This window comes from Asanoa sp. NPDC049475 (assembly GCF_040676915.1).
Classification (GTDB): Bacteria; Actinomycetota; Actinomycetes; order Mycobacteriales; family Micromonosporaceae; genus Asanoa.
Window position 1 is genome coordinate 1,234,238 of the sequence record NZ_JBFAPY010000001.1, and the last position, 22,805, is coordinate 1,257,042.

The 22,805-nt window shown below is 71.6% G+C and carries 20 protein-coding genes; 14 read left to right on the forward strand and 6 right to left on the reverse strand.

The window, feature by feature from the left end:
• From urtA to urtE, 5 genes are read left to right on the forward strand one after another with little or no spacing between them, the layout of a single operon-like run.
• Positions 1 to 1,245: an urea ABC transporter substrate-binding protein gene (urtA, locus tag AB0J88_RS05820; protein ID WP_364352908.1), complete on the forward strand. Its 1,245-nt coding sequence runs from the start codon at positions 1 to 3 to the stop codon at positions 1,243 to 1,245.
• The gene (urtB, locus tag AB0J88_RS05825; protein ID WP_364352911.1) at positions 1,224 to 2,132 is read left to right on the forward strand and encodes an urea ABC transporter permease subunit UrtB; all 909 of its coding nucleotides are present in this window, start codon (positions 1,224 to 1,226) and stop codon (positions 2,130 to 2,132) included. The genes urtA and urtB overlap by 22 nt, the downstream gene beginning before the upstream one ends.
• Positions 2,129 to 3,238, forward strand: a complete 1,110-nt coding sequence (urtC, locus tag AB0J88_RS05830; RefSeq protein ID WP_364352914.1) for an urea ABC transporter permease subunit UrtC — start codon at positions 2,129 to 2,131, stop codon at positions 3,236 to 3,238. Before urtB ends, urtC begins: the two co-directional genes overlap by 4 nt.
• A complete protein-coding gene (urtD, locus tag AB0J88_RS05835) occupies positions 3,235 to 3,963 on the forward strand; it encodes an urea ABC transporter ATP-binding protein UrtD (RefSeq protein ID WP_364352917.1) in 729 nt (242 codons plus the stop codon). Before urtC ends, urtD begins: the two co-directional genes overlap by 4 nt.
• The gene (gene urtE, locus AB0J88_RS05840) at positions 3,963 to 4,655 is read left to right on the forward strand and encodes an urea ABC transporter ATP-binding subunit UrtE (RefSeq protein WP_364353009.1); all 693 of its coding nucleotides are present in this window, start codon (positions 3,963 to 3,965) and stop codon (positions 4,653 to 4,655) included. The genes urtD and urtE overlap by 1 nt, the downstream gene beginning before the upstream one ends.
• 1 nt (position 4,656) lies before the next feature.
• Here urtE and AB0J88_RS05845 read toward each other — a convergent pair whose 3' ends face one another.
• From AB0J88_RS05845 to ccrA, 5 genes are all read right to left on the reverse strand, one after another.
• Complete coding sequence (locus tag AB0J88_RS05845) at positions 4,657 to 5,643, reverse strand: hypothetical protein (protein WP_364352920.1); 987 nt, start codon at positions 5,641 to 5,643, stop codon at positions 4,657 to 4,659.
• A 103-nt stretch (positions 5,644 to 5,746) separates the two neighbouring features.
• Entirely contained in the window at positions 5,747 to 6,889 is a 1,143-nt protein-coding gene (locus AB0J88_RS05850) for an AI-2E family transporter (RefSeq protein WP_364352923.1), read from the reverse strand.
• 243 nt (positions 6,890 to 7,132) lie between these two features.
• Positions 7,133 to 8,362, reverse strand: a complete 1,230-nt coding sequence (locus tag AB0J88_RS05855; RefSeq protein ID WP_364352926.1) for a Laminin subunit beta-1 — start codon at positions 8,360 to 8,362, stop codon at positions 7,133 to 7,135.
• Positions 8,363 to 8,546: 184 nt separating this feature from the next.
• Positions 8,547 to 9,785 (reverse strand): cell division protein DivIVA, encoded by a 1,239-nt coding sequence (locus AB0J88_RS05860; RefSeq protein ID WP_364352929.1) that lies wholly within the window; start codon positions 9,783 to 9,785, stop codon positions 8,547 to 8,549.
• Between the two features lie 138 nt (positions 9,786 to 9,923).
• Positions 9,924 to 11,273, reverse strand: coding sequence for a crotonyl-CoA carboxylase/reductase (ccrA, locus tag AB0J88_RS05865; protein WP_364352932.1), 1,350 nt, complete (start codon positions 11,271 to 11,273; stop codon positions 9,924 to 9,926).
• Between the two features lie 95 nt (positions 11,274 to 11,368).
• Here ccrA and AB0J88_RS05870 point away from each other — a divergent pair, with 95 nt between their 5' ends.
• Entirely contained in the window at positions 11,369 to 12,292 is a 924-nt protein-coding gene (locus tag AB0J88_RS05870) for a TIGR03621 family F420-dependent LLM class oxidoreductase (protein WP_364352935.1), read from the forward strand.
• Here the strand turns inward: AB0J88_RS05870 and mce are convergent.
• Positions 12,289 to 12,759 carry a methylmalonyl-CoA epimerase gene (gene mce, locus AB0J88_RS05875; protein ID WP_364352938.1) on the reverse strand — a complete coding sequence of 157 codons (471 nt, stop codon included), beginning with the start codon at positions 12,757 to 12,759 and terminating at the stop codon, positions 12,289 to 12,291. The two genes, AB0J88_RS05870 and mce, sit on opposite strands and share 4 nt — an antisense overlap.
• Before the next feature lie 65 nt (positions 12,760 to 12,824).
• Here mce and AB0J88_RS05880 point away from each other — a divergent pair, with 65 nt between their 5' ends.
• The 8 genes from AB0J88_RS05880 to AB0J88_RS05915 are packed head-to-tail and all read left to right on the forward strand — an operon-like array spanning position 12,825 to position 22,805.
• Positions 12,825 to 14,009 (forward strand): acetyl-CoA C-acetyltransferase, encoded by a 1,185-nt coding sequence (locus tag AB0J88_RS05880; RefSeq protein WP_364352941.1) that lies wholly within the window; start codon positions 12,825 to 12,827, stop codon positions 14,007 to 14,009.
• Complete coding sequence (gene meaB / locus AB0J88_RS05885) at positions 14,006 to 14,977, forward strand: methylmalonyl Co-A mutase-associated GTPase MeaB (RefSeq protein ID WP_364352944.1); 972 nt, start codon at positions 14,006 to 14,008, stop codon at positions 14,975 to 14,977. The genes AB0J88_RS05880 and meaB overlap by 4 nt, the downstream gene beginning before the upstream one ends.
• A 48-nt stretch (positions 14,978 to 15,025) precedes the next feature.
• Complete coding sequence (locus AB0J88_RS05890) at positions 15,026 to 18,070, forward strand: FtsX-like permease family protein (RefSeq protein WP_364352946.1); 3,045 nt, start codon at positions 15,026 to 15,028, stop codon at positions 18,068 to 18,070.
• A complete protein-coding gene (locus AB0J88_RS05895) occupies positions 18,067 to 18,945 on the forward strand; it encodes an ATP-binding cassette domain-containing protein (protein WP_364352949.1) in 879 nt (292 codons plus the stop codon). Before AB0J88_RS05890 ends, AB0J88_RS05895 begins: the two co-directional genes overlap by 4 nt.
• On the forward strand, positions 18,942 to 19,616 hold the full coding sequence (locus AB0J88_RS05900; protein WP_364352952.1) for an ATP-binding cassette domain-containing protein: 675 nt from the start codon (positions 18,942 to 18,944) through the stop codon (positions 19,614 to 19,616). Before AB0J88_RS05895 ends, AB0J88_RS05900 begins: the two co-directional genes overlap by 4 nt.
• Before the next feature lie 32 nt (positions 19,617 to 19,648).
• The gene (locus tag AB0J88_RS05905; protein WP_364352955.1) at positions 19,649 to 20,182 is read left to right on the forward strand and encodes an Asp23/Gls24 family envelope stress response protein; all 534 of its coding nucleotides are present in this window, start codon (positions 19,649 to 19,651) and stop codon (positions 20,180 to 20,182) included.
• A gap of 32 nt (positions 20,183 to 20,214) precedes the next feature.
• A complete protein-coding gene (locus tag AB0J88_RS05910; RefSeq protein ID WP_364352958.1) occupies positions 20,215 to 21,888 on the forward strand; it encodes a methylmalonyl-CoA mutase family protein in 1,674 nt (557 codons plus the stop codon).
• 50 nt (positions 21,889 to 21,938) lie between these two features.
• Complete coding sequence (locus AB0J88_RS05915) at positions 21,939 to 22,805, forward strand: ATP-binding cassette domain-containing protein (RefSeq protein ID WP_364352961.1); 867 nt, start codon at positions 21,939 to 21,941, stop codon at positions 22,803 to 22,805.

Here is a 22,805-nt window from a genome sequence, read left to right on the forward strand (position 1 = left end):
ATGCTTGCCGATCATTGGCGCCGCCGCACCTTGTTAGCGACTGTCCTCGCCGCCGGCCTCGTCCTGGCCGGCTGCGGCAGCAAGACCGGCCAGAACGAGTCGGCCGTCGGGGCCAGCGTGGACCTCACCGGCGACACCGTCAAGGTGGGCCTGCTCAACTCGCTGTCCGGGACGATGGCGATCAGCGAGGTCACGGTCCGCGACGCCGTCCTGCTCGCGGTCGAGGAGATCAATGCCGCGGGTGGCGTGCTCGGTAAGAAGATCGAGCCGATCGGCGAGGACGGCGCCTCTGACTGGCCGACCTTCGCGGAGAAGGCGGAGAAGCTCATCAAGGAGAACGCCGTCGCGGCGGTATTCGGGTGCTGGACCTCGGCCAGCCGCAAGGCCGTCAAGCCGGTGTTCGAGGAGAACAAGTCGCTGCTGTTCTATCCCGTGCAGTACGAAGGGCTGGAGCAGTCGCCCTACATCTTCTACACCGGCGCCACCACCAACCAGCAGATCGTGCCGGGCCTCGACTACCTCAAGTCGCAGGGCAAGAGCTCGGTCTACCTGGTTGGCAGCGACTACGTCTTCCCGCGGACGGCCAACAAGATCATCAAGGCGTACGCGCAAGCCAACGGGATGACGGTCCTCGGCGAGGACTACGCGCCGCTCGGGTCCACGGAGTTCGGCACGATCGTCAACAAGGTCAAGGCAGCCAAGGCGGACGCGGTCTTCAACACGCTCAACGGCGACAGCAACGTCGCCTTCTTCAAGGAGTACAAGTCGGCCGGGTTGGCCCCGGCCAGCACGCCGGTCGTGTCGGTGTCGATCGCCGAGGAAGAGGTCAAGAGCATCGGCACGCAGTACCTCGCCGACCAGCTGACCGCCTGGAACTACTACCAGACCACGCCGGGAGCGGCCAACCAGAAGTTCGTCGCCGCCTACAAGGCGAAGTACGGCGCCGACAAGCCGACCAGCGACCCGATGGAGGCCGCGTACGTGTCGGTCCATCTGTGGAAGGCGATGGTGGAGAAGGCCGGCTCGTTCGAGGTCGAGAAGGTCAAGGCCGCGGCCGACGGCGTCACCTTCGACGCTCCCGAGGGCCTGGTCACGGTCGACGGTGCGACCCAGCACATCCACAAGACCGCGCGGATCGGCAAGGTGGGCCAGGACGGCCTGATCACCGAGGTGTGGAACTCCGGCGCTCCGCTCAAGCCGGACCCGTACCTCAAGGGCTATCCGTGGGCGACGGGCCTGTCCTGATGACGGTCCTGGTCAGCCAGCTCTTCACCGGCGTCAGCATCGGGGCCGTGCTGCTGCTGATCGCCCTCGGCCTTTCCCTGACCTTCGGCCAGATGGGCGTCATCAACATGGCCCACGGCGAGTTCATCATGGCCGGCGCCTACACGGTGTACGTCCTGCAGGGCGCCGTCTCCGGTGCGGGAGTCTCGTTGCTCGTGGCGCTGCCGGTGGCCTTCCTGGTCGCCGGCGCGCTCGGCGCGGCCCTCGAGTACCTGCTGATCCGCCGGCTCTACGCCCGGCCACTGGACACGCTGCTGGTCACCTGGGGCGTCTCGCTGATCCTCCAACAGCTCGCCCGCGACATCTTCGGCGCGCCGAACGTGCAGACGCGCGCGCCGGACTGGCTCACCGGCAACGTGCCGGTGTTCGGTGACCTCACGCTGTCGACCAACCGGCTGTTCATCCTGGCGCTGGCCGTCCTCGCGGTGGCGGGGCTGACGCTCGTGCTCCGGCTGACCCCGCTGGGCCGGCGGATCCGGGCGGTGGTGCAGAACCGCGACCTCGCCGCGGTCTCCGGCATCCCGACCGGACGGGTCGACCGGCTCACCTTCTTCATCGGCTCCGGCCTGGCCGGCGTCGCCGGGGTCGCGCTGACCCTGCTCGGTCCGATCGGGCCGACGATGGGCACCAACCTCATCATCGACGCGTTCCTGGTCGTCGTCGTGGGCGGCATCGGGACGCTGAAGGGCGGCGTGATCGTCGCCTTCGCGCTCGGCACGCTCCAGTCGCTGGTCGAGTACACGACCACGCTCAGCGTCGCCAAGGTCGTCGTGTTCGTCGCGATCGTCGGCTTCCTCCAGTGGCGGCCCCAGGGCCTGTTCACCCTTCGCACCCGGAGCCTGGCATGACCGCGACGACGGCGCCGCCGACCCCCGACACGACCGCGCCGGCACCCGCCCCGCGCCGGACCCTCCGGACGCCGGCTCGGGCGGCGATCGGGTTCGCGTCCGGCGCACTGCTGCTGTTCGCCCTCGCACCCTCCGTGCTGTCCGACTTCCGGCTCAGCCTCCTCGCCAAGTACCTCTGCCTCGCGATGGTCGCCGTCGGCATCGGCCTCGCCTGGGGTCGCGGCGGCCTGCTCACCCTCGGCCAGGGCGTGTTCTTCGGCCTCGGCGGCTATGCCATGGCCATGCACCTCAAGCTCGCCGACGCCGGGCCGGGCGAGCTGCCGGACTTCATGGCGCTGTACGGACAGCTCGACGAGCTGCCGTGGTGGTGGCGCCCGTTCGCGAGCCCCTGGTTCGCGGTGCCGGCCACGGTGCTGCTCCCCATGCTCGTCGCGTACCTGCTCGGCTCCCTGGTCTTCCGGCGAAGGGTCCGTGGCGCGTACTTCGCGATCCTCAGCCAGGCCCTCGCCGCCGCCCTGGTGATCTTCCTGATCGGACAGCAGGGCACGACGGGCGGCACCAACGGCCTGACCGACTTCGAGGGCTTCTTCGGGTACGACCTCGACGACCCGGTCAACCAGCGGATGGTCTACTTCGTCGTCGCGGGCGGTCTGCTCCTGCTGCTGGCGCTGGCCCGCCAGCTGATGCACAGCAGATACGGCGAGCTGCTCGTGGCGGTGCGCGACGGTGAGGAGCGGGTGCGGTTCCTCGGCCACGACCCGGCGAACGTCAAGCTCGTCGCGTACGTGGTCGCCGCCGGGATGGCGGGCCTGGCCGGTGCGCTGTTCGTGCCGGCGGTGGGCATCATCAACCCCGCCCTGATCGGGGTCGTGCCGTCGATCGAGTTCGTCGTCGGCGTCGCGGTGGGTGGCCGGGCGGTGCTGCTCGGCCCGGTCCTCGGCGCGGTCGCGGTGGCCTGGGCCCGGACGAGCCTGTCCGAGGAGTTCCCGGCCGCGTGGACGTACCTGCAAGGGCTCTTGTTCGTCCTGGTCGTCGCGTTCCTGCCGGGCGGCCTGGCGTCGTTGCCGGCGCTGTTGCGGCGCCGACGGGGGGAGGTCGGCACGTGAACGGTCTCGAGATCCGCGGGCTGCGGGTGAGCTTCGACGGGTTCGTGGCCGTCGACGGGGTCGACCTGACGGTGGCGCCGGGCGACATCAGGTTTCTGATCGGCCCGAACGGCGCCGGCAAGACGACGCTGGTCGACGCGGTGACCGGGTTGGTGAAGGCCGGCGGCTCGGTGCTCTTCGGCGACCAGGAGCTGCTGGGCCGGCCGGTGCACCGGATCGCGCGGCTCGGCGTCGGGCGCACCTTCCAGACCTCGTCGGTGTTCGAGGGCCTGAGCGTCCTGCAGAACCTCGACATCGCGGCGGGTGCCGGGCGGAGCGCGTGGACGATGGTGCGCCGCCGGCGGACGGTGCCCGAGGTGGTGTCCCAGGCGCTGGAGACGATCGGGCTCACCGACCGGCGGGACGCGCTGGCCGGCACCCTCGCCCACGGCCACAAGCAGTGGCTGGAGATCGGGATGCTGCTGGTGCAGAACGTCGACCTGCTGCTGCTCGACGAGCCGGTGGCGGGCATGAGCCACGAGGAGCGGGACGCCACGGGTTCGCTGCTGGCGGCGATCAGCGCCGAACGGACCGTGGTGGTGATCGAGCACGACATGGACTTCATGCGCAGCTTCGCCCGTACGGTCACCGTGCTGCACGCCGGCCGGGTGTTGAGCGAGGGCACGGTGGCGCAGGTGCAGGCGGACCCGCGGGTCCAGGAGGTCTATCTGGGGGCTGCCACATGATGCTGTCGGTGGCGGACGTCGCCGCGGGCTACGGCCGGACGTCCGTCCTGCACGGAGTGTCCGTCGAGGTGCCGGACGGGCGGATCTCGGCCCTGCTGGGGCACAACGGCGCGGGCAAGAGCACGCTGCTGCGCACCGCGATCGGCCTGCTGCGCACCCAGCGCGGCACGGTCACCTTCGACGGCGTCGACGTCACCAGGTCGGCGCCGCACGAACGGGTGGCCCGCGGGATGGGCTACGTGCCGCAAGGCCAGCAGTGCTTCCCGCACTTGACGGCCGCCGAGAACCTACGACTGGTCGCCGACACCCGCCGCGGCGGCCCGGCGGCGATGGCGGAGGCGATGGACCTGTTCCCGGCGCTCGGCCCGCTGTCGGCCCGGCGTGCCGGCCTGCTCTCGGGCGGCCAGCGGCAGCAGTTGGCCATCGCCCGCGCCCTGATCACGGAGCCGCGGCTGCTGTTGCTCGACGAGCCGACGGAGGGCATCCAACCGTCGGTGGTCGCCGAGATCGAACGCGCGATCCTGGAGATCAGTCGGGCTCGGGGCATCTCGTTCCTGCTGGTCGAACAGCACATCGGGTTCGCGGTGCGGGCCGCGGACCGCTACTTCGTGCTCGAGTCCGGCCGGATCACCTCGGAGGGCGCGGGCGGTCAGGCGGCGGAGGCCACCGTGCGGGCCGCGTTGGCCGTCTGAGCTACTTGTCGAGGACGGGCTTGCGGGAGTCGGCCCAGAGGTTGGTGTCGGCCCAGGTGATGCCCGGGTGGTCCGGGCGGGCGACCACGCCGTAGCGGAAGTCGCGGCCGAAGACGTTGCGGCGGAAGGTGACCGCCTCGGCCTTCAGGTCGTCGCGGATGCCGACCGAGTAGTTGCCGCCGTTGCAGTAGTTGTCCTCGACGACCAGGTCACGGACCAGCGGCGCGGTGGTCGAGCCGACCATTAGGCAGGCGTTGAACGGGTCCCGCGTGGCCTTGTCGTACAGGTCCAGGCGGTTGTGCTTGACCACGATGCCCCGGCCGCCGGTGGTCTGGAGCGCGTCGTTGTGCGAGTTGTCGGTGCGGGCCAGGTCGTGCACCCACGAGTCGACCACGGTGACGTTGTCGCCCAGCCGCGGTCCGTCGATGACGTCGTGCACGTCGACCCGGCGCAGCGTGTAGTTGTCGCAGCAGACCGCCGTCGAGTTGACGCCCGTGCCGTCGATCTCGACGTCTTCCAGCACGAGGTTCGCGGTGGTGTCGAAGGTGCGCACGGCCCAGGTCTTGCGGTCGCAGGTGATCCGGGACTGGCGGATCGTCACGTTGCGCGCGTGCACGTCGACGCAGCCCTCGATGTCGAGCCCGGTGAGCACCTCGCCGTCGGTGACGAGGTCGAGGCTCTCGGCCTTGGTGAGCGCCAGGCCCTCGGGCACACCGGTGTTCGACGCGTCGGGCCACGAGGTCGGCACCGGAGCATCGGCCTCGACCCGCACGCCGGGGGAGGCGCTCGGCGTGGGGGCGCCGGCCACCGGCGGCGTGAGGGTCGGCGCGCCGCTCGGAAACAGCCACGGTGCGACCAGGGCGCCGACCAGCACGACGGCCAGCACTCCGAGAGCGATCCCGATCGGACGGCGCCAGCGGACGGGGCTCTTGGGTGGCGGGTCTCCGGGGCCTCGCACGTTGGCGACGCCGACGGCGGTGTTGGTCACGATCCCCCCAGGTTTCGCACGGCACGGCGCCAACGAGGGACGCCGCCGGGCTGCGAACGCATCGACGCTACAAGGAGCCGTCGCCAGGTCACAAGCGAGCGGGTCAGCGAGCTTCCTGTCGCGGCATGACCACCTCGCGGACGATGAGCTGCACGGCCGCCACCGCCGGGATCGCCACCAGGGCGCCCAGCACGCCGAACAGGCCGACGCCGACCAGGGCCGCCACGATCGCGGCCACGTCGCTGACCTTGACCGACTTGCGCATCACCTTCGGATAGATCAGGTAGTTCTCGACCTGCTGGTAGACGAGGAAGAACACCGCGGCCGCGATGCCGACCGTGAGCGAGTCGGCGAACGCGACGATGGTGACGATCACCGCCCCGATGGTCGCGCCGATCTGCGGGATCAGATCGCAGACCGCGACCACCACGGCGAGCGCGAACGGGTACGCGAGGCCGACGATCAGCGCGAACACGAAGGCGCTGATGCCGGCCAGCACCGCGATCGCCAGCGCGCCGACGATGTAGGCGCCGACCTTGGCGAGGATCTCGTCGGAGAGCAGCTGGACCCGTTCGCGGCGGGAAGCCGGCACCAGGCCGTACGCGGCGCTCTTCATCCTGTCGAACGACGCCATGAAGTAGATGGTCAGCACCAGCACGGTGAGCACCTGGAAGATGGTGCCGAAGAGCAGCTTGGCGCCGCCGAAGACGCCACCCAGCGCGCGGCTGAGCGTTTCCGGGCTGGCCAGCGACTTGACCCGGTCGACGAGGTCGAACTGGCCGACCAGGTCGTTGATGGTGTCGTTGCGCTGCAACGCCTCGATGTAGCCGGGCGCCGCCGTGATGAAGTCACCTACCTGCGTGACCAGCGGCGGCACCAGCGCACCGATCGCGCCGGCCAGCACCAGCACGAGCGCGAGCGCGACGATCGCCACGGCACCGCCGCGCGGCACGCCGATCTTGCGTAGCCGAACCACGGCCGGGTTGAGGCCGATGGCCAGGAACAGCGCGATGAAGATGAGGACGAGGATGCCGAGCGCGTTGCGCGCCGCGAGGTAGGTGGCATACGCGAGGACCAGGCCGAGCCCGCCGACGAAGCCGACCGTGAAGGGGCTGCGCCGGAACGGCCGGCCGGGCTTGCCGAAGGGGAGGTCCTCGGGCTCCGGATCCTTCGAGCGTGGCTTGGGAACCGGCTCGTCCTTGGTCGCCCGCTGGTCGGCCGCCGGGGTCGGATCGTCGACGCTCACGTGGCTCCCCTCGTCACCCTTCAGGCCCGGCACGTTACAAGACCGGTGCGACAGCCGGAACGCCGCCGCACCGATCTATCGGTCAGCGCACGACGCCGATACCCGAAACGGTCCTGTCGTACTCCGTGAAGGTCCGGTTGTCGTAGGGCCCGTAGACCCAGGTGCGCTCCATGCATGGATGTCCATGGACAACCCGTATGTTAGGTACGCGAAATGGACGCCAGGCGTCGTGATCGTGGCCAGTCAGTCGGCGGCGAGCGTCGCCGCGTCGACCTTCCCGTTGCCGTTGGACTCGACCTCGACCTCGACCGGCGTCGGCGCGGGCGTGACGGCCGCCGCGCGCGCGTCGGCCAGCGCCTGGTGCGCCTTGGCCAGCTCGGCCTGGGCCTCGGCGAGCTGCTTGCGGGCCGACTCGGTCTCCTGCTGGGTCGTGGCCAGCCGCTCGGCCTCTTCGTCGTGCCGCTGGCGCAGCGCCGCCGCCTGCTCCTCGGCCTGACGGCGCAGCTCGGCCGCGTAGCGCTCGGCCTCCACCCGCTGCGCCGTGACCTGCTGCTCGATGCCCGTGCGCCACTGCGTCAGCTCGCGTTCGGCCGCGGCGCTGCGAGTCGCATAGTCCTTTTCGGCGCGGCTCTGCCGCTCGCTGATCTGCTGCTCCAGCGCCGCGCGGTGCTGGCCCAGCTCGAGCTCGATGGCCGCCCGGCCCTCCGCCGCCGTCTTGTCCAGCTCGGCTCGCTGCTCGGTGCCGGCCCGATCGAGGGCGGCCCGCTGCTCGGCGGTCTCCCGCTCGACCGCGGCCCGCTGCGCCGCGACCAGCGCCTCGGTCTCCGCGCGCAGCGCGGCCAACTCGCGCTCGGCGGTGGACCGTTTTCCGCTGATCTCCTGGTCGACCGCGGCGCGGATCGAGTCGGCCTCCTGCCGCGCGGTGACCAGGATCTGCCCGGACTCGTCGTGCAGCCGCTGGATCTCGGCGTGGGTCGCGGCCAGCTGTGCCTCGACCTCGGCGCGGCGGGCGATGTCGACCCGCTCCTCCTCGCCGCGGCGAGCGGCCAGGGCGAGCTCGAAGTCGCGGATCGCGGAGGCGGCGTGCCCGCGTGCCTCGTCGATGATGTTGTCGGCCTGGTCGCGCTGGGACTGCACCGAGCGGTGCGCGTCGGCACGGATCTCGTCGGCCTGCTCCTCGGCCAGCGCGAGGATCTGCTCGACGCGGGGACCGAGGTGGCGGAACCGCACGACGTCGATGCTCGCCGCCTCCCGGCGCACCGCGGCCAGCTCGACCTGGAGCTGCTCGACCTGCGCCGAGAGCGTGTGGATCTGGCCGAAGTGGTGTTCGCGTTCGGCGAGCAGCGCGGCGATCTCCTGCTCGGCCTGGCTGACGTAGCGGTCGACCTGGCGACGGTCGTAACCGCGCAGCGCGGACTCGAAGTGGGGGGAGTTGTCGCCGCCCAGTGCGAACAGTTCCGCGCCGTTGGACATGGTCACATCCTCACACGCGCCGTCCCGTAGCGCTCCGAAACATACCGCATGGCGAGACGTGCGACCGTTGCTGCCGAATTGAGGGAAGTAGACCAATATTAGACGAGCCCGGAAACGGCGTCAGGCCGCACCACGACTTCGTGGTGCGGCCTGAGGATGCCAGCCGTGCGCCCCAGCAGCGGGGTCAGGCGCTGGCCGCCGACTTGTCCTCGGCGTCCTTGTCCTGCTTGGTCTCCTGCTTGGGCGGTGCCACCGTCGGGACGATGCCCGCGAGGCCCGACAGCATCTGCCCGAGCTGCGCGGTGACCGCGTCCTTCTGGCGGGTGAGGTCTTCGACCTCGCGCCGGGCCGTGTTCGTGGTGATCTCGGCCTCGGTGCGCGCCTCGGTGAGGTGGCGGTGCGCCTCGGACTGCGCTTCCTTGAGAGCCTTGTCGGCCGCGGCACGGGCCCGGTCGACCGTCTCGGCGGCGGTGCGCTCGGACTCGACCCGGCGCGCCTCGGCGCGCTGCTCGATCTCCTTGGCGCGGTCCTCGGCGGCGCGGGCGCGCTCCTCGGCCTCGGCGACCAGCTTCTGGGTCTGCGCGACCTGGGCGGCGTGCCGTTCGGACTCTTCGCGCTCGGCCTTCTCGCGGCGCTCGGCGAGCTCGAGCGCGAGGGCCTGGAGGTCCTTGTCGCGCTTGTCGCGGGCGTCGCTGAGCATCTTGGTGGCCTCGGCGCGCTTCTCCTCGGCCTCGCGGCCGGCCTTGGCCCGCAGCTGGGTGATCTCCCGCTCGGCGGTCGCGCGCAGCGTCGCGACCTCGCGCTCCACGGTCGACTTGAGCTCGGCGACCTCGTGGGCGGTGACCGTGCGGAGCTGCTTTGTCTCGCGGTCGGCATCGGCGCGCAGCGTGTCGGCCTCGCGGCGGGCCTGCACCCGGACCTCGGCGGCCTCGCGCTCGGCGGCGGTGCGCAGGCTGCCGGCCTCGCGCTCGGCGGTGGCCTTCATGGCCGCGGCCTCGGCGCGCGCCTTGTCGGTGATCTCGCGGGCCTCGAGCCGGGCCGCGGAGAGGATGCCCTCGGACTCGCGCTTGGCCTCGCCCCGGTGGTCGTTGGCCTGCTCCTCGGCGAGGCGCAGGATCTGCTCGACCCGGGTGCCGAGACCGGAGAGCGTCGGCCGGTTGTTCTCCTCGAGCTGCTTGTTGGTGTCGTTCAGCTTCTGCTCGAGTGCGCCGAGCCGCTGCTCGGCCTGGCGCAGGCGGCGCTGCGCGTCGTTGGTCTTCTGCTCCGCGTCGGCGCGCTCCTTCTCGGCGGCGGCGAGGCGGTTCTGGAGACGCGAGATGGTGTCGTCGACCTGCCTGCGGTCGTAGCCGCGCAGAGCGACGGTGAACTCTTCCGTCGAGTTAGCGTTCTCGAAGAAGCCAAGGGAGGACTGCTGCTGGGGCATTGGGACATCCTGGCAGACCTACCAGGGGGCAGCGCAAGGGCGGTGCGGCCGTTGTCGCCCGACAAAGCATGGTCATCTTACCAGCCCTGGCCGTCGACATAGGAAATTCCGCCGATCGTGGACAAACGGCGAGTCGGCCTATTCGCCACGGAACCTGTTGATCTCTTCTTCGTGCCGCCCGCGCAGCTCAGGATCACGAATGCCCAGCCCTTCGGCCGGTGCGAGGCAGCGCACGCCGACCTTTCCCTGATGCCTGTTGCGTTGTACGTCGAGGGTCGCCTGGCCCGTCTGCTCCAGCGGATAGACACGCGAGAGCGTCGGATGGATTCGAGCCGAAGAGATGAGTCGATTCGCTTCCCACGCCTCGCGATAGTTGGCGAAGTGGCTGCCGATGATCCGCTTCAGGTTCATCCACAGATAGCGGTTGTCGAACTCGTGTTGGAAACCACTTGTCGACGCGCACGTGACGATCGTCCCGCCGCGCCGCGCGACGTACACGCTGGCTCCGAAGGTCTCGCGGCCCGGGTGCTCGAAGACGATGTCCGGGTCACGGCCGTCGGTCAGCGTCCGGATCAGCTCGCCCAGCCGGCGCCATTCGCCCGGGTCCTGGGTGTGCTCGTCGGACCAGAACCGGAAGCCCTCCGCGGCGCGGTCGATGACGAGCTCGGCGCCCATCCGCCGGCACAGCTCGGCCTTCTCGGGGGAGGACACCACGCAGACCGGCGTCGCGCCGCCGTTGAGGGCGTACTGGGTCGCGTACCCGCCGAGTCCGCCGGAGGCGCCCCAGATCAGCACGACGTCGCCCTGCTTCATCGCGGCGCCGTGGTGCGAGACGAGCTGCCGGTAGGCGGTCGAGTTCACCAGCCCCGGACACGCGGCCTCCTCCCACGTGAGGTGGCGCGGCTTCGGCATGAGCTGGTTGGCCTTGACCACTGCCAGTTCGGCCAGGCCGCCGAAGTTGGTCTCGAAGCCCCAGATCCGCTGCTCCGGGTCGAGCATGGTGTCGTCGTGCCCGTCGGCCTCCTCGAGCTCGACCGAGAGGCAATGCGCCACCACCTCGTCACCCGGGCGCCATTTGGAGACACCGGCACCCACGCGGAGCACGACGCCGGCGGCGTCCGAACCCACCACCTGGTACGGCAGCTCGTGCCGCTTGGTGACCGCCGAGAGCTTGCCGTAGCGGCGCAGGAACGCGAACGTCGGCACCGGCTCGAAGATGCTCGTCCACACGGTGTTGTAGTTGATGGCGCTCGCCATGACCGCGACCAGCGCCTCGCCCGGCGCGAGCTCCGGCGTCGGCACCTCCTGCACGTGCAGCGACTTGCGCGGGTCCTTGTCGCCGGTGGCGAGCCCTTCGAACATGCCGGTCTCGTCGGCCCGCACCACCACGCCCCGGTAGGTGGGCGGCACCGGCACCCGGCCCAGCGCGGACAGATCAGGCGAAGTGGAGCCTTCGCCCGCCATGATCGCTTCGACGACCTCGCGCACCGGAACCTCCGCAGCCCCCCGACAATCCCGCTGATCCGGACGTTACGCACGCGGCTGCCACCCCGTTCGGGAAACGAGCCACTAGGGTCGGCGCCATGCCGAAGCCGTTTCGCTTCACCGCGTCCATGCCTGGCCTCAACCGGCCTCCGGAGCGGTGGCGCGACCAGATCCGCCGGATCGAAGAGCTGGGGTTCAGCTCGGTCGCCGTGTCCGACCATTTCACCGACGGCTGGGCGATGGACCCGATCGTGTCGATGACGGTGGCCGCCGAGGCGACCAGCCGGCTCAACGTGCTCGCACTGGTGTTCTGCAACGACTTCCGGCACCCCGTGCTGCTGCACAAGTCGATGGCCAACCTCGCCGTGTTCTCCGGCGGTCGCGTCGAGGTCGGCCTGGGCGCGGGCTGGAAGCAGAGCGAGCACGAGGCGGCCGGGCTCACCTTCGACGCGCCGGCCGAACGGGTCGAGCGGCTCGCCGAGTCGATCGAGGTGGTCTCCGGGCTGTTCGGTCCGGCGCCGCTGACGTACGCGGGCAAGCACTATCGGATCACCGACCTGGACGGGCTGCCGAAGCCGGAGCGGCGCCCGCCGCTGCTGGTCGGCGGCGGCGGCCGCAAGGTGCTCGAACTGGCCGGCCGCACCGCGGACATCGTCGGCATCAACCCGCGGCTGACCGCCGGCGGTGGGCTGGCCGCCGCGATGGCCGACATGACCGCCGAGCGGATCGCGCGGAAGGTGGCCTGGGCACGTGCCGCCGCCGCCGACCCGGAGCGGCTCGAGTTCCAGATGACGATGCTCAGCGTGCGGGTGACGGTCGGCGGCGAGACGCACGGCTCGACGTCGAGCCAGGCCGCGTCGGCCACGCCTGAGGAGTTGGCGGCCTCGCCCGCGGTGCTGCACGGCAGCGTCGACGAGTGCGTCGACAAGCTGGTCGAGGTGCGCGAGCGGTTCGGGATCAGCTACTTCCACCTGGGCGGCAACCTGGCCGCCGCCGCGCCGATCGTGGCGAAGCTCGCCTAGCGGGGCGGCTCGACGAGCTCGACCAGCACGCCGCCGGCGTCCTTCGGGTGCACGAAGTTGATCCGGGAGCCGGCGGTGCCGCGCCGGGGTGCGTCGTAGAGCAGCCGCATGCCGCGGTCGCGCAGCACGGCGGCCGCCACTTCCACGTCACGCACCGTGTACGCGACCTGCTGCACGCCCGGCCCCGAGCGGTCGAGGAACTTGGCGATGGCCGACTCCGGCGACAGCGGCGCGAGCAGCTGCACGCAACCGCCCTCGGTGGTCGGGCCGACCGACATCATCGCCTCGCGTACGCCCTGGTCGGTGTTCTCCTCGATGTGGACGCAGGTCATCCCGAACACGCGGGTGTAGAACTCGACGGCCTCGTCGAGGTCGGCCACCGCCACCCCGACGTGGTCGATGCGGAGCAGTCCCACATCTCCTGTGACTTTGTCGTCAGCGCGCTTCGCGGCGGCGTCCTGGCCCATGGCGATATTCTGGCCGAACGATCGCTAAGGTGACCGGTCGACACCCGTTCTGAGAGGTAAACGACATGACGAGCGTGATCGTTGGCGGCGCGCGCACGCCGATGGGCCGGCTGTTGGGCAACCTCAAGGACTTCCCGGCCACGAAACTGGGCGGATTCGCCATCAAGGCCGCGCTCGAGCGCGCCGGCGTGGCGCCCGACCAGGTCGACTACGTGATCATGGGCCAGGTGCTCCAGGCCGGCTCCGGGCAGATCCCCGCCCGCCAGGCCGCCGTCGAGGCCGGCATCCCGATGTCCGTGCCGGCGCTGACCATCAACAAGGTCTGTCTCTCCGGCCTCGACGCGATCGCCCTCGCCGATCAGCTCGTCCGCGCGGGCGAGGCGGAGATCGTGGTGGCCGGCGGCATGGAGTCGATGACCAACGCGCCGCACCTGATGCTCGGCCAGCGGGGTGGCTACAAGTACGGCGACGTGACGGTCAAGGACCACATGGCGCTCGACGGGCTCACCGACGCCTTCGACCAGATCAGCATGGGCGAGTCGACCGAGCGGCTGGGCACGAAGCTGGGCATCGGCCGGGCCGAGCAGGACGAGTTCGCCGCCCGCAGCCACCAGCGGGCCGCCGCCGCGCAGAAGAACGGCTTCCTGGCCGACGAGATCGTGCCGATCGAGGTGCCGCAGCGCCGGGGTGAGCCGATCGTGATCAGCGAGGACGAGGGCATCCGCCCCGACTCGACCGCCGAGTCGCTGGGCAAGCTGCGCCCGGCGTTCACCGCCGACGGCACGATCACCGCCGGCAGCTCGTCTCCGATCTCCGACGGTGCCGCCGCGGTGGTCGTGATGAGCAGGGCGAAGGCCGAGGAGCTGGGCCTGGCCTGGCTCGCCGAGATCGGCGCGCACGGCATGGTGGCCGGCCCCGACAACTCGCTGCACTCGCAGCCGTCCAACGCGATCAAGAAGGCGCTGGCCAAGCAGGGCCTGACCGCCGCGGACCTCGACCTGATCGAGATCAACGAGGCGTTCGCCCAGGTCGGCATCCAGTCGATGCGCGATCTCGGCGTCACCGACGAGATCGTCAACGTCAACGGCGGCGCGATCGCACTCGGCCACCCGATCGGCATGAGCGGCGCCCGGCTGGCGCTCACCCTGGCGCTGGAGCTCAAGCGGCGCGGCGGCGGCACCGGCGCGGCGGCCCTCTGCGGCGGCGGCGGCCAGGGCGACGCCCTCATCCTCACCGTCCCCAAGCCGTGAGCCTGAGGCGCAGCCGGAGCGTTCCCGAGCTGGTCACGCAGGCTCGGGAGGGGGACCACCGCGCGGTCGCGCGGCTGATCACCCTGGTGGAGAACGGCGACGAGCTGCTGCCCGAGATCGCGGCCGCGCTCGCGTCGCACACCGGTCAGGCCCAGGTGATCGGTCTGACCGGGTCGCCCGGCGTCGGCAAGTCGACGACCACCAACGAGCTCGTGCGCCAGCTGCGCAAGCAGGGGCACCGGGTGGGCGTGCTGGCGGTCGACCCGTCCAGCCCGTTCACCGGCGGCGCGATCCTCGGCGACCGGGTGCGGATGCAGGACCACGCGACCGATCCGGGTGTCTACATCCGGTCGATGTCGTCCCGCGGCCACCTCGGCGGGCTCGGCGCCGCCACCCCGCAGGCGGTCCGGGTGCTGGAGGGCGCCGGCTGCGACGTGGTGCTGGTCGAGACCGTCGGTGTCGGGCAGGCGGAGGTGGAGGTCGCCTCGCTTGCCGACACCACGCTGGTGCTGCTCGCGCCCGGCATGGGCGACGCGATCCAGGCGGTCAAGGCCGGCATCCTGGAGATCGCCGACGTGTTCGTGGTCAACAAGGCCGACCGGGACGGCGCCGACAACACGTACCGGGACATCCAGGGCATGATCGGCCTCGGCGAGCGCGGTCCGGGCGACTGGCGCCCGCAGGTCGTGCGCGCGGTGGCCAGCAAGGCCGAGGGCATCTCCGACATCGTCGCCGCGGTCGACAAGCACCGCGCCTGGCTGGTCGAGCACGGCGAGCTTCGCCTCCGCCGGGAGCGGCGGGCCGCCGCCGAGATCGAGGCGATCACGCTGGGGACGCTGCGCGCCCGGATGGCCTCGTTCCGCGACGGTACGACGCTCGGAGAGCTGGCCTCGGCGGTCGCGGCCGGCGAGCTGTCGCCCTATGCCGCCGCCGACCGCCTCCTGGAAACTCTGGAGATCGAAAACTAGGCAACCTTCGGGGAGACGTCGCGCGTTACGTTCCCCGGAGGTGAGCCAGTGTCCGGTCTGATCGTGACCCTGCGCGGCATCCGATCACGATCTGGTCGGTCGACCCTTGTCGTCCTGCTCTCGACGATCGCGATCGCGGCTGCCGTGCTGGTGCCGTTGTATTCGAGAGCCGCCGCGCAGTCCGTGCTGACTGACACGGTCGCGGATCCGCCGCCGATCGTGGCGGGGTTGACGGCTCGCAGCACCGCGCTGAAGGCGATGTCCGAGCAGGTAGAGGACCGGCTCGCGAACGCTCCGGCGGTGGCCGCCGTCCTGGGTCCGGCCCAGCCGACCATCGCCGTCGGTGTCGACCCGGCCACCAAGGTGAAGAGCCGGGGCCGGGTGGTCTACCGCCCGGGCGCCTGTGAGCACCTGACGATCGTCGAGGGGCGGTGTCCGGGCGAGGGCGAGGTGATGGTCAGCGACCGGACCGTCGAGCGGGTCAAGGTCAAGCTGGGCGACGCACCGGTGCTGTCGGCGACCGGCGGCCAGTCGCGCACCACGATCGGCGAGCCTCCACCGAAGAACCCGAGCTTCCCGGTCGTGGGCGTCTACCGGATCGGCGACCCGACCGACCCGTACTGGGAGACGACCGGTTTCTTCGGTGGCTCGGAGCTCAACGAGCTCGACGACGGCACCCGGATCGTCGACGAGCTGTTCACCGGCAGCGAAGGCACCGTGCTGAGCGTCCCGAACGGCCGTCCGGTGGCCACGCTCGACTACCCGCTCGTCGCCGAACGGGTCCGGCTGGCCGACGTGCCGGCGTTGGTCAGTCAGCTCAACTCCCTGAGCGAAGGCAACACGATCGAGGGGGTGGCGTACACCGTAGGCCTGCTGGAGAGCCTGCGCCTCGCCGAACGGCAACGTTCCGCCATCACCGCCGCGGTGCCTACGGTCGCCCTGCCGCTGGTCGTCCTCTGCTGGTTCGTGCTGTTCCTGGTGGTCGCCGCCGTCACCGACGACCGGCGGGCGGAGATCGCCGTCGGCAAGCTGCGGGGGCTCAGCCTCGGTGGGATCACGCGGTTCGCGGTCGGAGAGCCGTTGCTGCTGATCGCCCTGGCCGCACCGCTCGGGCTGCTGCTCGGCATCGGGTTGACCGACCTCGCGGCCCGCGCCTTCCTCGCTCCCGCCGTCGACGTCCAGATCGGCTGGCCGGCGTTGGTGGTCGGCCTCGGTGCGCTGCTCGGAGCCGTGGCCGCCGCCGTGCTCGGCGCCCGCGAGACCGTGCGGGCCAGCATCGGCGCGCTGTTGCGTCGGGTGCCGCACCGGGCCCGGCGACGGGCGCTCGTGGTCGAGGCGATCGTCGCGGCGCTCGCCCTGGCCGCCCTCTACCAGCTCCTGGTCGGCAGCGACGGGCAGAGCGCGACGCTGGGCTACGCGGCGCCGGCGCTGATCGCCCTGCTCGCCGGCCTGCTCACCGCGCGACTGCTCGGCCTGGTCGCGCGCCGCCGGTTGCCCAGGGCGGTTCGCCGAGGCCGGCTGCCCGCGTTGCTCGCCGCGGCCCAGGTCGGCCGCCGGCCGGAGAGCGGCCGGCTGGTCGCCGTGCTGACCGTCGCCCTGGCGCTGCTGACGTTCGCGGCGACCATCTGGGACGTGTCGTCGGCGAACCGGCTGCGCACCGCCAACGCGGACATCGGCGCCGACAAGGTCTACGTCGTCGTCGCCACCGAGCCCGGCGCCGTCCGCACCGCGGTGGACCGGATCGACCCGACGGGCAGGACGGCGATGGCGGTGGTGCGGGTCAAGCAGAGCTACGCCGGCGACTACGTCGACCTGATCGGCGTCGACGCTGACCGGATGCTGGCCGTCAGCCGCTGGCCCGACAAGTCACCCGAGGAGGTCGCCGCGGTCGCCAAGAGCCTCGACGACGCCAGCGCGCCGACCGTGGCGTTGAAAACCGGTCGAGTGACGGTGCGGGCGAACGTTCGGGCGTTGGAGCAGCAGCGGCCGATGAGCCTCGGGATGGTCGTCGGCGAGCCCGGCGCCGCACCGCGGTCAGTCCCGCTGGGCCGACTCGAGAGCGGCGCCGCCACGTACACGGGCGACCTGAGCTGTGTCGCCAGCTGCCGGCTGCTCGGCATGGAGGTGCGCCGGTACCCGGGTGACAATGCGCCCGGTGCCGCGACAGTCACCGTCGAGAGCCTCGAGCTCGACGGCGCGCCGCTGGACGCCGCGCTGAGCGTGCCGGGCGCCTGGCGGGCGACCGAGCCCCAGCCGGAGGGCCAGACGATGGCCGTCAGCACCGACGACGCCGGGCTCACCTTGGACGTGACCAGCGAGAGCAGCGCCGACGTCGTGGCCCAGTACGGCGACGTGGCCGCCGAGGCGCCGGTCGTGCTGGCCGGGCCGGCGCCGGCCGACGACCCCGACGCGGACGCCTTCTCGTTCCCGCTCCTCGGCCGGGCACCTGACCCGGTCAAGGTGGCCGACAAGGTCAAGCTGGTGCCCCGCGGCGGCGATCACGCGATGCTCTTCGACGGCCCCTCGATGGTGGAACGGGCCGAACGCTCCGCCGGACTCAACACCGACCAGATGACGTACGAGGTCTGGGCGACCGACGCGGCGCCCGCCGACCTCGGCGCGCGGCTGGCGGCCGAGGGCATCCCGGTGCTGCGCACGGAGGTCTGGTCGCAGCGGATGACCCAGCTCGGTCGGGCGGCACCGGCTCTGGCCCTGCGGCTCTACCTGTTCGCCGGCCTGGTCGCGCTGCTGCTCGCGCTCGGCGCGCTGGTCCTCGACGCTGGCATCACGGCGCCGTGGCGCCGCGAGCAGGCGCGCGGGCTGCGCAGGACCGGCGTGCCGGCCCGGGCGCTGCGCGGCATGGCCAACCGGGAGAACCTGATGGTGCTCGGCTATCCGGTGGTTGCCGGGATCGCGGCCGGTGTCGGCGGCGCCGCGCTGGTGCTGCCGGCGATCGCGCTGGTGTCGATCGACGGCGGCGACCAGGCTTATCGGCTGGGCGGCTGGTGGCTGCGCGGCTCGCTGTTGTTCCTGCTGGCCGCACTGGTGGCCGCGGGCGTGGTGCTGCGCCGGGTGCGGGGAGGTGCGCGATGACCGCGCGGGTCGAATCGGTGGATGCCGAGGTGGGCTTCGTCCCGCTGGGCGTCACCTGCCGGGGCGTGGTGCTGATCTACCGGCTCGAGGGGTACGACGTGGTGGCGCTGGCCGGCGTCGACCTCGACATCGCGCCGGGCGAGTCGCTGGCCCTGGTCGGGCCGTCCGGCGCGGGCAAGTCCACGCTGCTGTCGCTGATGTCCGGCGTGCTGCGGCCCTCGGCCGGCCGGTTGCACGTCGGCGAGCTCGACATGGTCCGGGCCGGTCCGGCCGACGTGCAGCGGCTGCGCGCCGTCGACGTCGGCGTCTCGCTGCAGGGCAGCACCCGCAACCTGTTGCCGTACCTGACCTGCGAGCAGAACGTGCGGTTCGCCCAACGAGCCGCCCGCGGTCGCGGCCGGCGCCCGCCGGATCCGGCCGTGATCCTCGACGAGGTGGGCCTGCTCGGGCGGCGCCGCGCCGTGCCGGCTGAGCTGGCTCCGGGGGAGCGGCAGCGGCTGGCCTTCGCGGTGGCGCTGGCCGCCCGCCCCGGGCTGTTGCTGCTGGACGAGCCGACCAACCAGCTCGACGAGCACTCGCGCGACGAGGTGATGGAGGTGCTGCACCGCGTGAACGCGGCCGGCACCACGGTCGTCGTGGTCACCCACGACATGGAGGTGGGCGCCGCGCTCGGCCGCACGGTGACCATCCGCGACGGTCGCGTCGGCGCGGAGGGCCGGCGAGGAGAGGACTACTCCGTCGTGGGTCGCGACGGTAGCGTGCACCTTCCGGCGGAGCTGCTCGATCGGCTGCCGCCGGGGACGCTTGTCAAGATCGCGCCTGACGCCGACGGCACCATCCGGATCGTACCGGCGCTCGAAGGGGGGAACCGATGAGCAGGACCATCGTCGTCGACGAGGTGACCGTCGCGTACGGCGCGGGCGAGCCGGTGCTGGCCGGTGTCTCGGCGCTCGTGACACCGGGGCAGGTGCTCGCCGTGACCGGCCCCTCGGGTGCCGGCAAGACGACGCTGCTGTGGACCATGGCCGGGCTGCTGCGCCCGTCGGCGGGCAGCGTGACCGTCGACGGCGAGACGATCCGCGACCGGGACTTCGCGGTCGCGCAGCAGATCGTGCTGGTGCCGCAGGACAACGGGCTCGCGGCGATCCTCACCGCCGCCGAGAACGTGCAGGTCGCCCTCATCGCCGGTGGCGTCACGCCGCCGGAGGCGCGCCGGCGCACCGCCGAGGCACTGGAGCGGCTGGGCCTGAGCGGGCAGGCCGACCAGCTCGTCGAGGAGCTGTCCGGCGGCCAGCAGCAGCGCACCGCCATCGCACGCGGGCTGGCGCTGCACGGTGACGTCGTGCTGGCCGACGAGGTCACCAGCGAGCTCGACGCGACCAACCGCCAGAAGGTCATCGACCTGCTGCGGGAGGAGGCGTTCCGGGGCGCGGCCGTCGTGTTCGCGACTCACGACCCGGAAGCGGCCGCGGCTTGCGACGCTGAGCTGCACCTCGTCGACGGGCGGGCCGAACTGGTGCGGGGTGCTGCCGTCACGGCCGGCTGACAGGGTTGCCGGCCGGGGCTAGGGTGCCGGCCATGACCGACACTCCCGCCCCGGAGGCGGCAGACCAGGTGCACGTGCCCGCACAACGGCCGGAGAGCAACGGCGACGGCGTGGCAATGGGTGAGGTGGTCGAACGCGCCTCCGCGGCGTCCGGCCGGGTCGCCTCGGCGGTCGTCGAACGGCTGAGGAACGAGGGCTCGCTGGTCGCCGAGCGCGGCGCCACGACGATCGCCGACGAGGTGGTCGAGAAGATCGCCGGGATCGCGGCGCGGGGCGTGCCGGGTGTGCACGACCTGGGTGGCGACGTCGCACGGGTGTTCGCGGGGCTCCGCGAGCGGGTCGGGCTCGGCGACGCCGACGACGACACCGACCGCGGTGTCAAGGTCCGCCTGGCCGGTGACCAGGCGACGGTCGAGATCACCCTCGTCATCGAGTACGGGCAGGTCGTGCGCACCGTGACCGACGCCGTGCGCACCGAGGTGATCGCCGCCGTGGAGAAGATGCTCAATCTGCAGGTGACCGAGGTGAACATCCGGGTCGACGACGTGCACGTGCCAGAGGCTTAGCGATCGTTCAGGCGACCATCTAGACTGGCCCGATGGACGCCGAGGAGATCGCTGCCGGAAGGGCGCGCTGGCAGGCGCGCTACGACGCCGCGCGCAAGCGTGACGCCGACTTCACCACGCTTTCCGGCATGCCGGTCGAGCCGGTCTACGGGCCGCCCGAGGGCGCCGACGTGCCCGGTTTCGAGCGGATCGGCTGGCCGGGCGAATACCCGTACACCCGTGGCCTCTATCCGACCGGATACCGGGGCCGCACCTGGACGATCCGGCAGTTCGCCGGCTTCGGCAACGCCCAGCAGACCAACGAGCGCTACAAGCTGATCCTCGGCGCCGGTGGCGGCGGGCTCTCGGTCGCGTTCGACATGCCGACCCTGATGGGCCGCGACTCCGACGACGCGCAGGCGCTGGGCGAGGTCGGCCACTGCGGCGTGGCGATCGACTCGGCCGCCGACATGGACGTGCTCTTCGACGGCATCGACCTGGCCTCGGTCACCACCTCGATGACCATCTCCGGGCCGGCCGTGCCGGTCTTCTGCATGTATCTGGTGGCCGCCGAGCGGCAGGGCGCCGACCTGAGCAAGCTCGACGGCACGCTGCAGACCGACATCTTCAAGGAATACATCGCGCAGAAGGAGTGGCTCTTCGAGCCGGAGCCGCATCTGCGCCTGATCGGCGACCTGATGGAATACTGCGCCCGCGAGATCCCGCGCTACAAGCCGCTGTCGGTCTCGGGCTACCACATCCGCGAGGCCGGCTCGACCGCCGCGCAGGAGCTGGCGTACACGCTCGCCGACGGTTTCGGCTATGTCGAGCTCGGCCTATCCCGTGGGCTCGACGTCAACACGTTCGCGCCCGGCCTGTCGTTCTTCTTCGACTCGCACGTCGACTTCTTCGAAGAGATCGCCAAGTTCCGCGCCGCCCGGCGGATCTGGGCGCGCTGGCTGCGCGACGTCTACGGCGCGACCGACGAGCGCGCCCTCTGGCTGCGCTTCCACACCCAGACCGCGGGCGTCTCGCTGACCGCGCAGCAGCCGGTCAACAACGTCGTACGCACGGCCGTCGAGGCGCTGGCGGCGGTGCTCGGCGGCACCAACTCGCTGCACACCAACGCGCTCGACGAGACGCTGGCGCTGCCCACCGACGAGTCGGCCGAGATCGCCCTGCGCACGCAGCAGGTGCTGATGGAGGAGACCGGGGTGACCAACGTGGCCGACCCGCTGGGCGGCTCCTGGTACGTCGAGGCGCTCACCGACGCCATCGAGGCCGAGGCGGAGAAGATCTTCGAGCGGATCCGCGAGCTGGGCTCGGACGGCACGATCACCTCGGGCATCCTGCGCGGCATCGAGGACGGCTGGTTCACCGCCGCGATCGCCGACTCGGCATTCACTTATCAGCGCGCTCTGGAAAAGGGCGAGAAGAAGATCGTCGGCGTCAACGTGCACACCTCCACGACCGCCAAGGAGCTCGAGATCCTGCGCATCTCGCACGAGGTCGAGATCGAGCAGAAGGCCCTGCTCGGCCGCCGCCGCGCCGCGCGCGACGAGGCGGTCGTCCAGGCGGCCCTCAAACGGATGGTCGACGTGGCCGGGACCAGCGAGAACATGATCCCGGCGATGCTCGACGCGGTGCGCGCCGAGGCGACCCTGGGCGAGATCTGCGGTGTCCTCAAGGACGAGTGGGGTGTCTACCGCGAGCCGGCCCGGTTCTAGCTATTGATCACGGGGCTGCGCTTTCGCTGGTGAGGTGGTAGGCAGTACCCGTGTCGGGTCTCGCTGTCGCTTGCCGCCGGGTGGTGCACATCTACCGTGCCGAGGCGGGAGACGTCGTCGCCCTCTCGGGTGTCGACCTGTCCATCGGTCCCGGCGAGATGCTCGCGCTGGTCGGCCCTTCGGGTTCCGGCAAGTCCACGTTGGTCGCGCTGCTCGCCGGGCTGATGCGCCCGTCCGCGGGCCGGGTCAACGTCGGCACCTACGACCTCGGCAAGCTCAGCGACGCCGAGATCTCCCGGCTGCGTGGCACCCAGATCGGTGTCGTGCTCCAGGGCGCGGCGCGCAACCTGCTGCCGTACGCGTCGCTGGAGCGCAACGTCTGGCTCGCCCAGCGCCGGGCCGCCCGCACCGAGGGCATCGAGCTCGAAGACCCGGAGCGCATCCTCGACCTGGTCGGCCTGCGCGGCAAGGGCGCGGCGCGGTTGACCGACCTGGCGCCCGGTGCCCGCCAGCGCGCGGCGCTCGCGGTCGGCATCGCCGCGTCGCCCGGCCTGCTGCTGGTCGACGAGCCGACCAGCCAGCTCGACTCGCACGGCCGCGACGAGGTGCTCGACGCGCTGGAGACGGTCAACGCCGAGCGCGGCACCACGGTCGTGGTCGTCACCCACGATGCGGAGGTCGGCGCCCGCCTGGGCCGCGCGGTCACCATCCGCGACGGCCGGGTCGGTGCCGAAGGGCGCGGCGGCCAGGACTTCGCCGTGGTCGCCGGCGACGGCACGGTGCAGCTACCGCCCGACGTGCTCGGGCACTTCCCGCCCGGCACCCTGTTCACCGTCGACCAGGCCGACGGCACCGTGACGCTGGTTCCCGGCGGCGCGGCCCAGATCCCGGAGTCGCACACCGGCGACGCGGCGTAG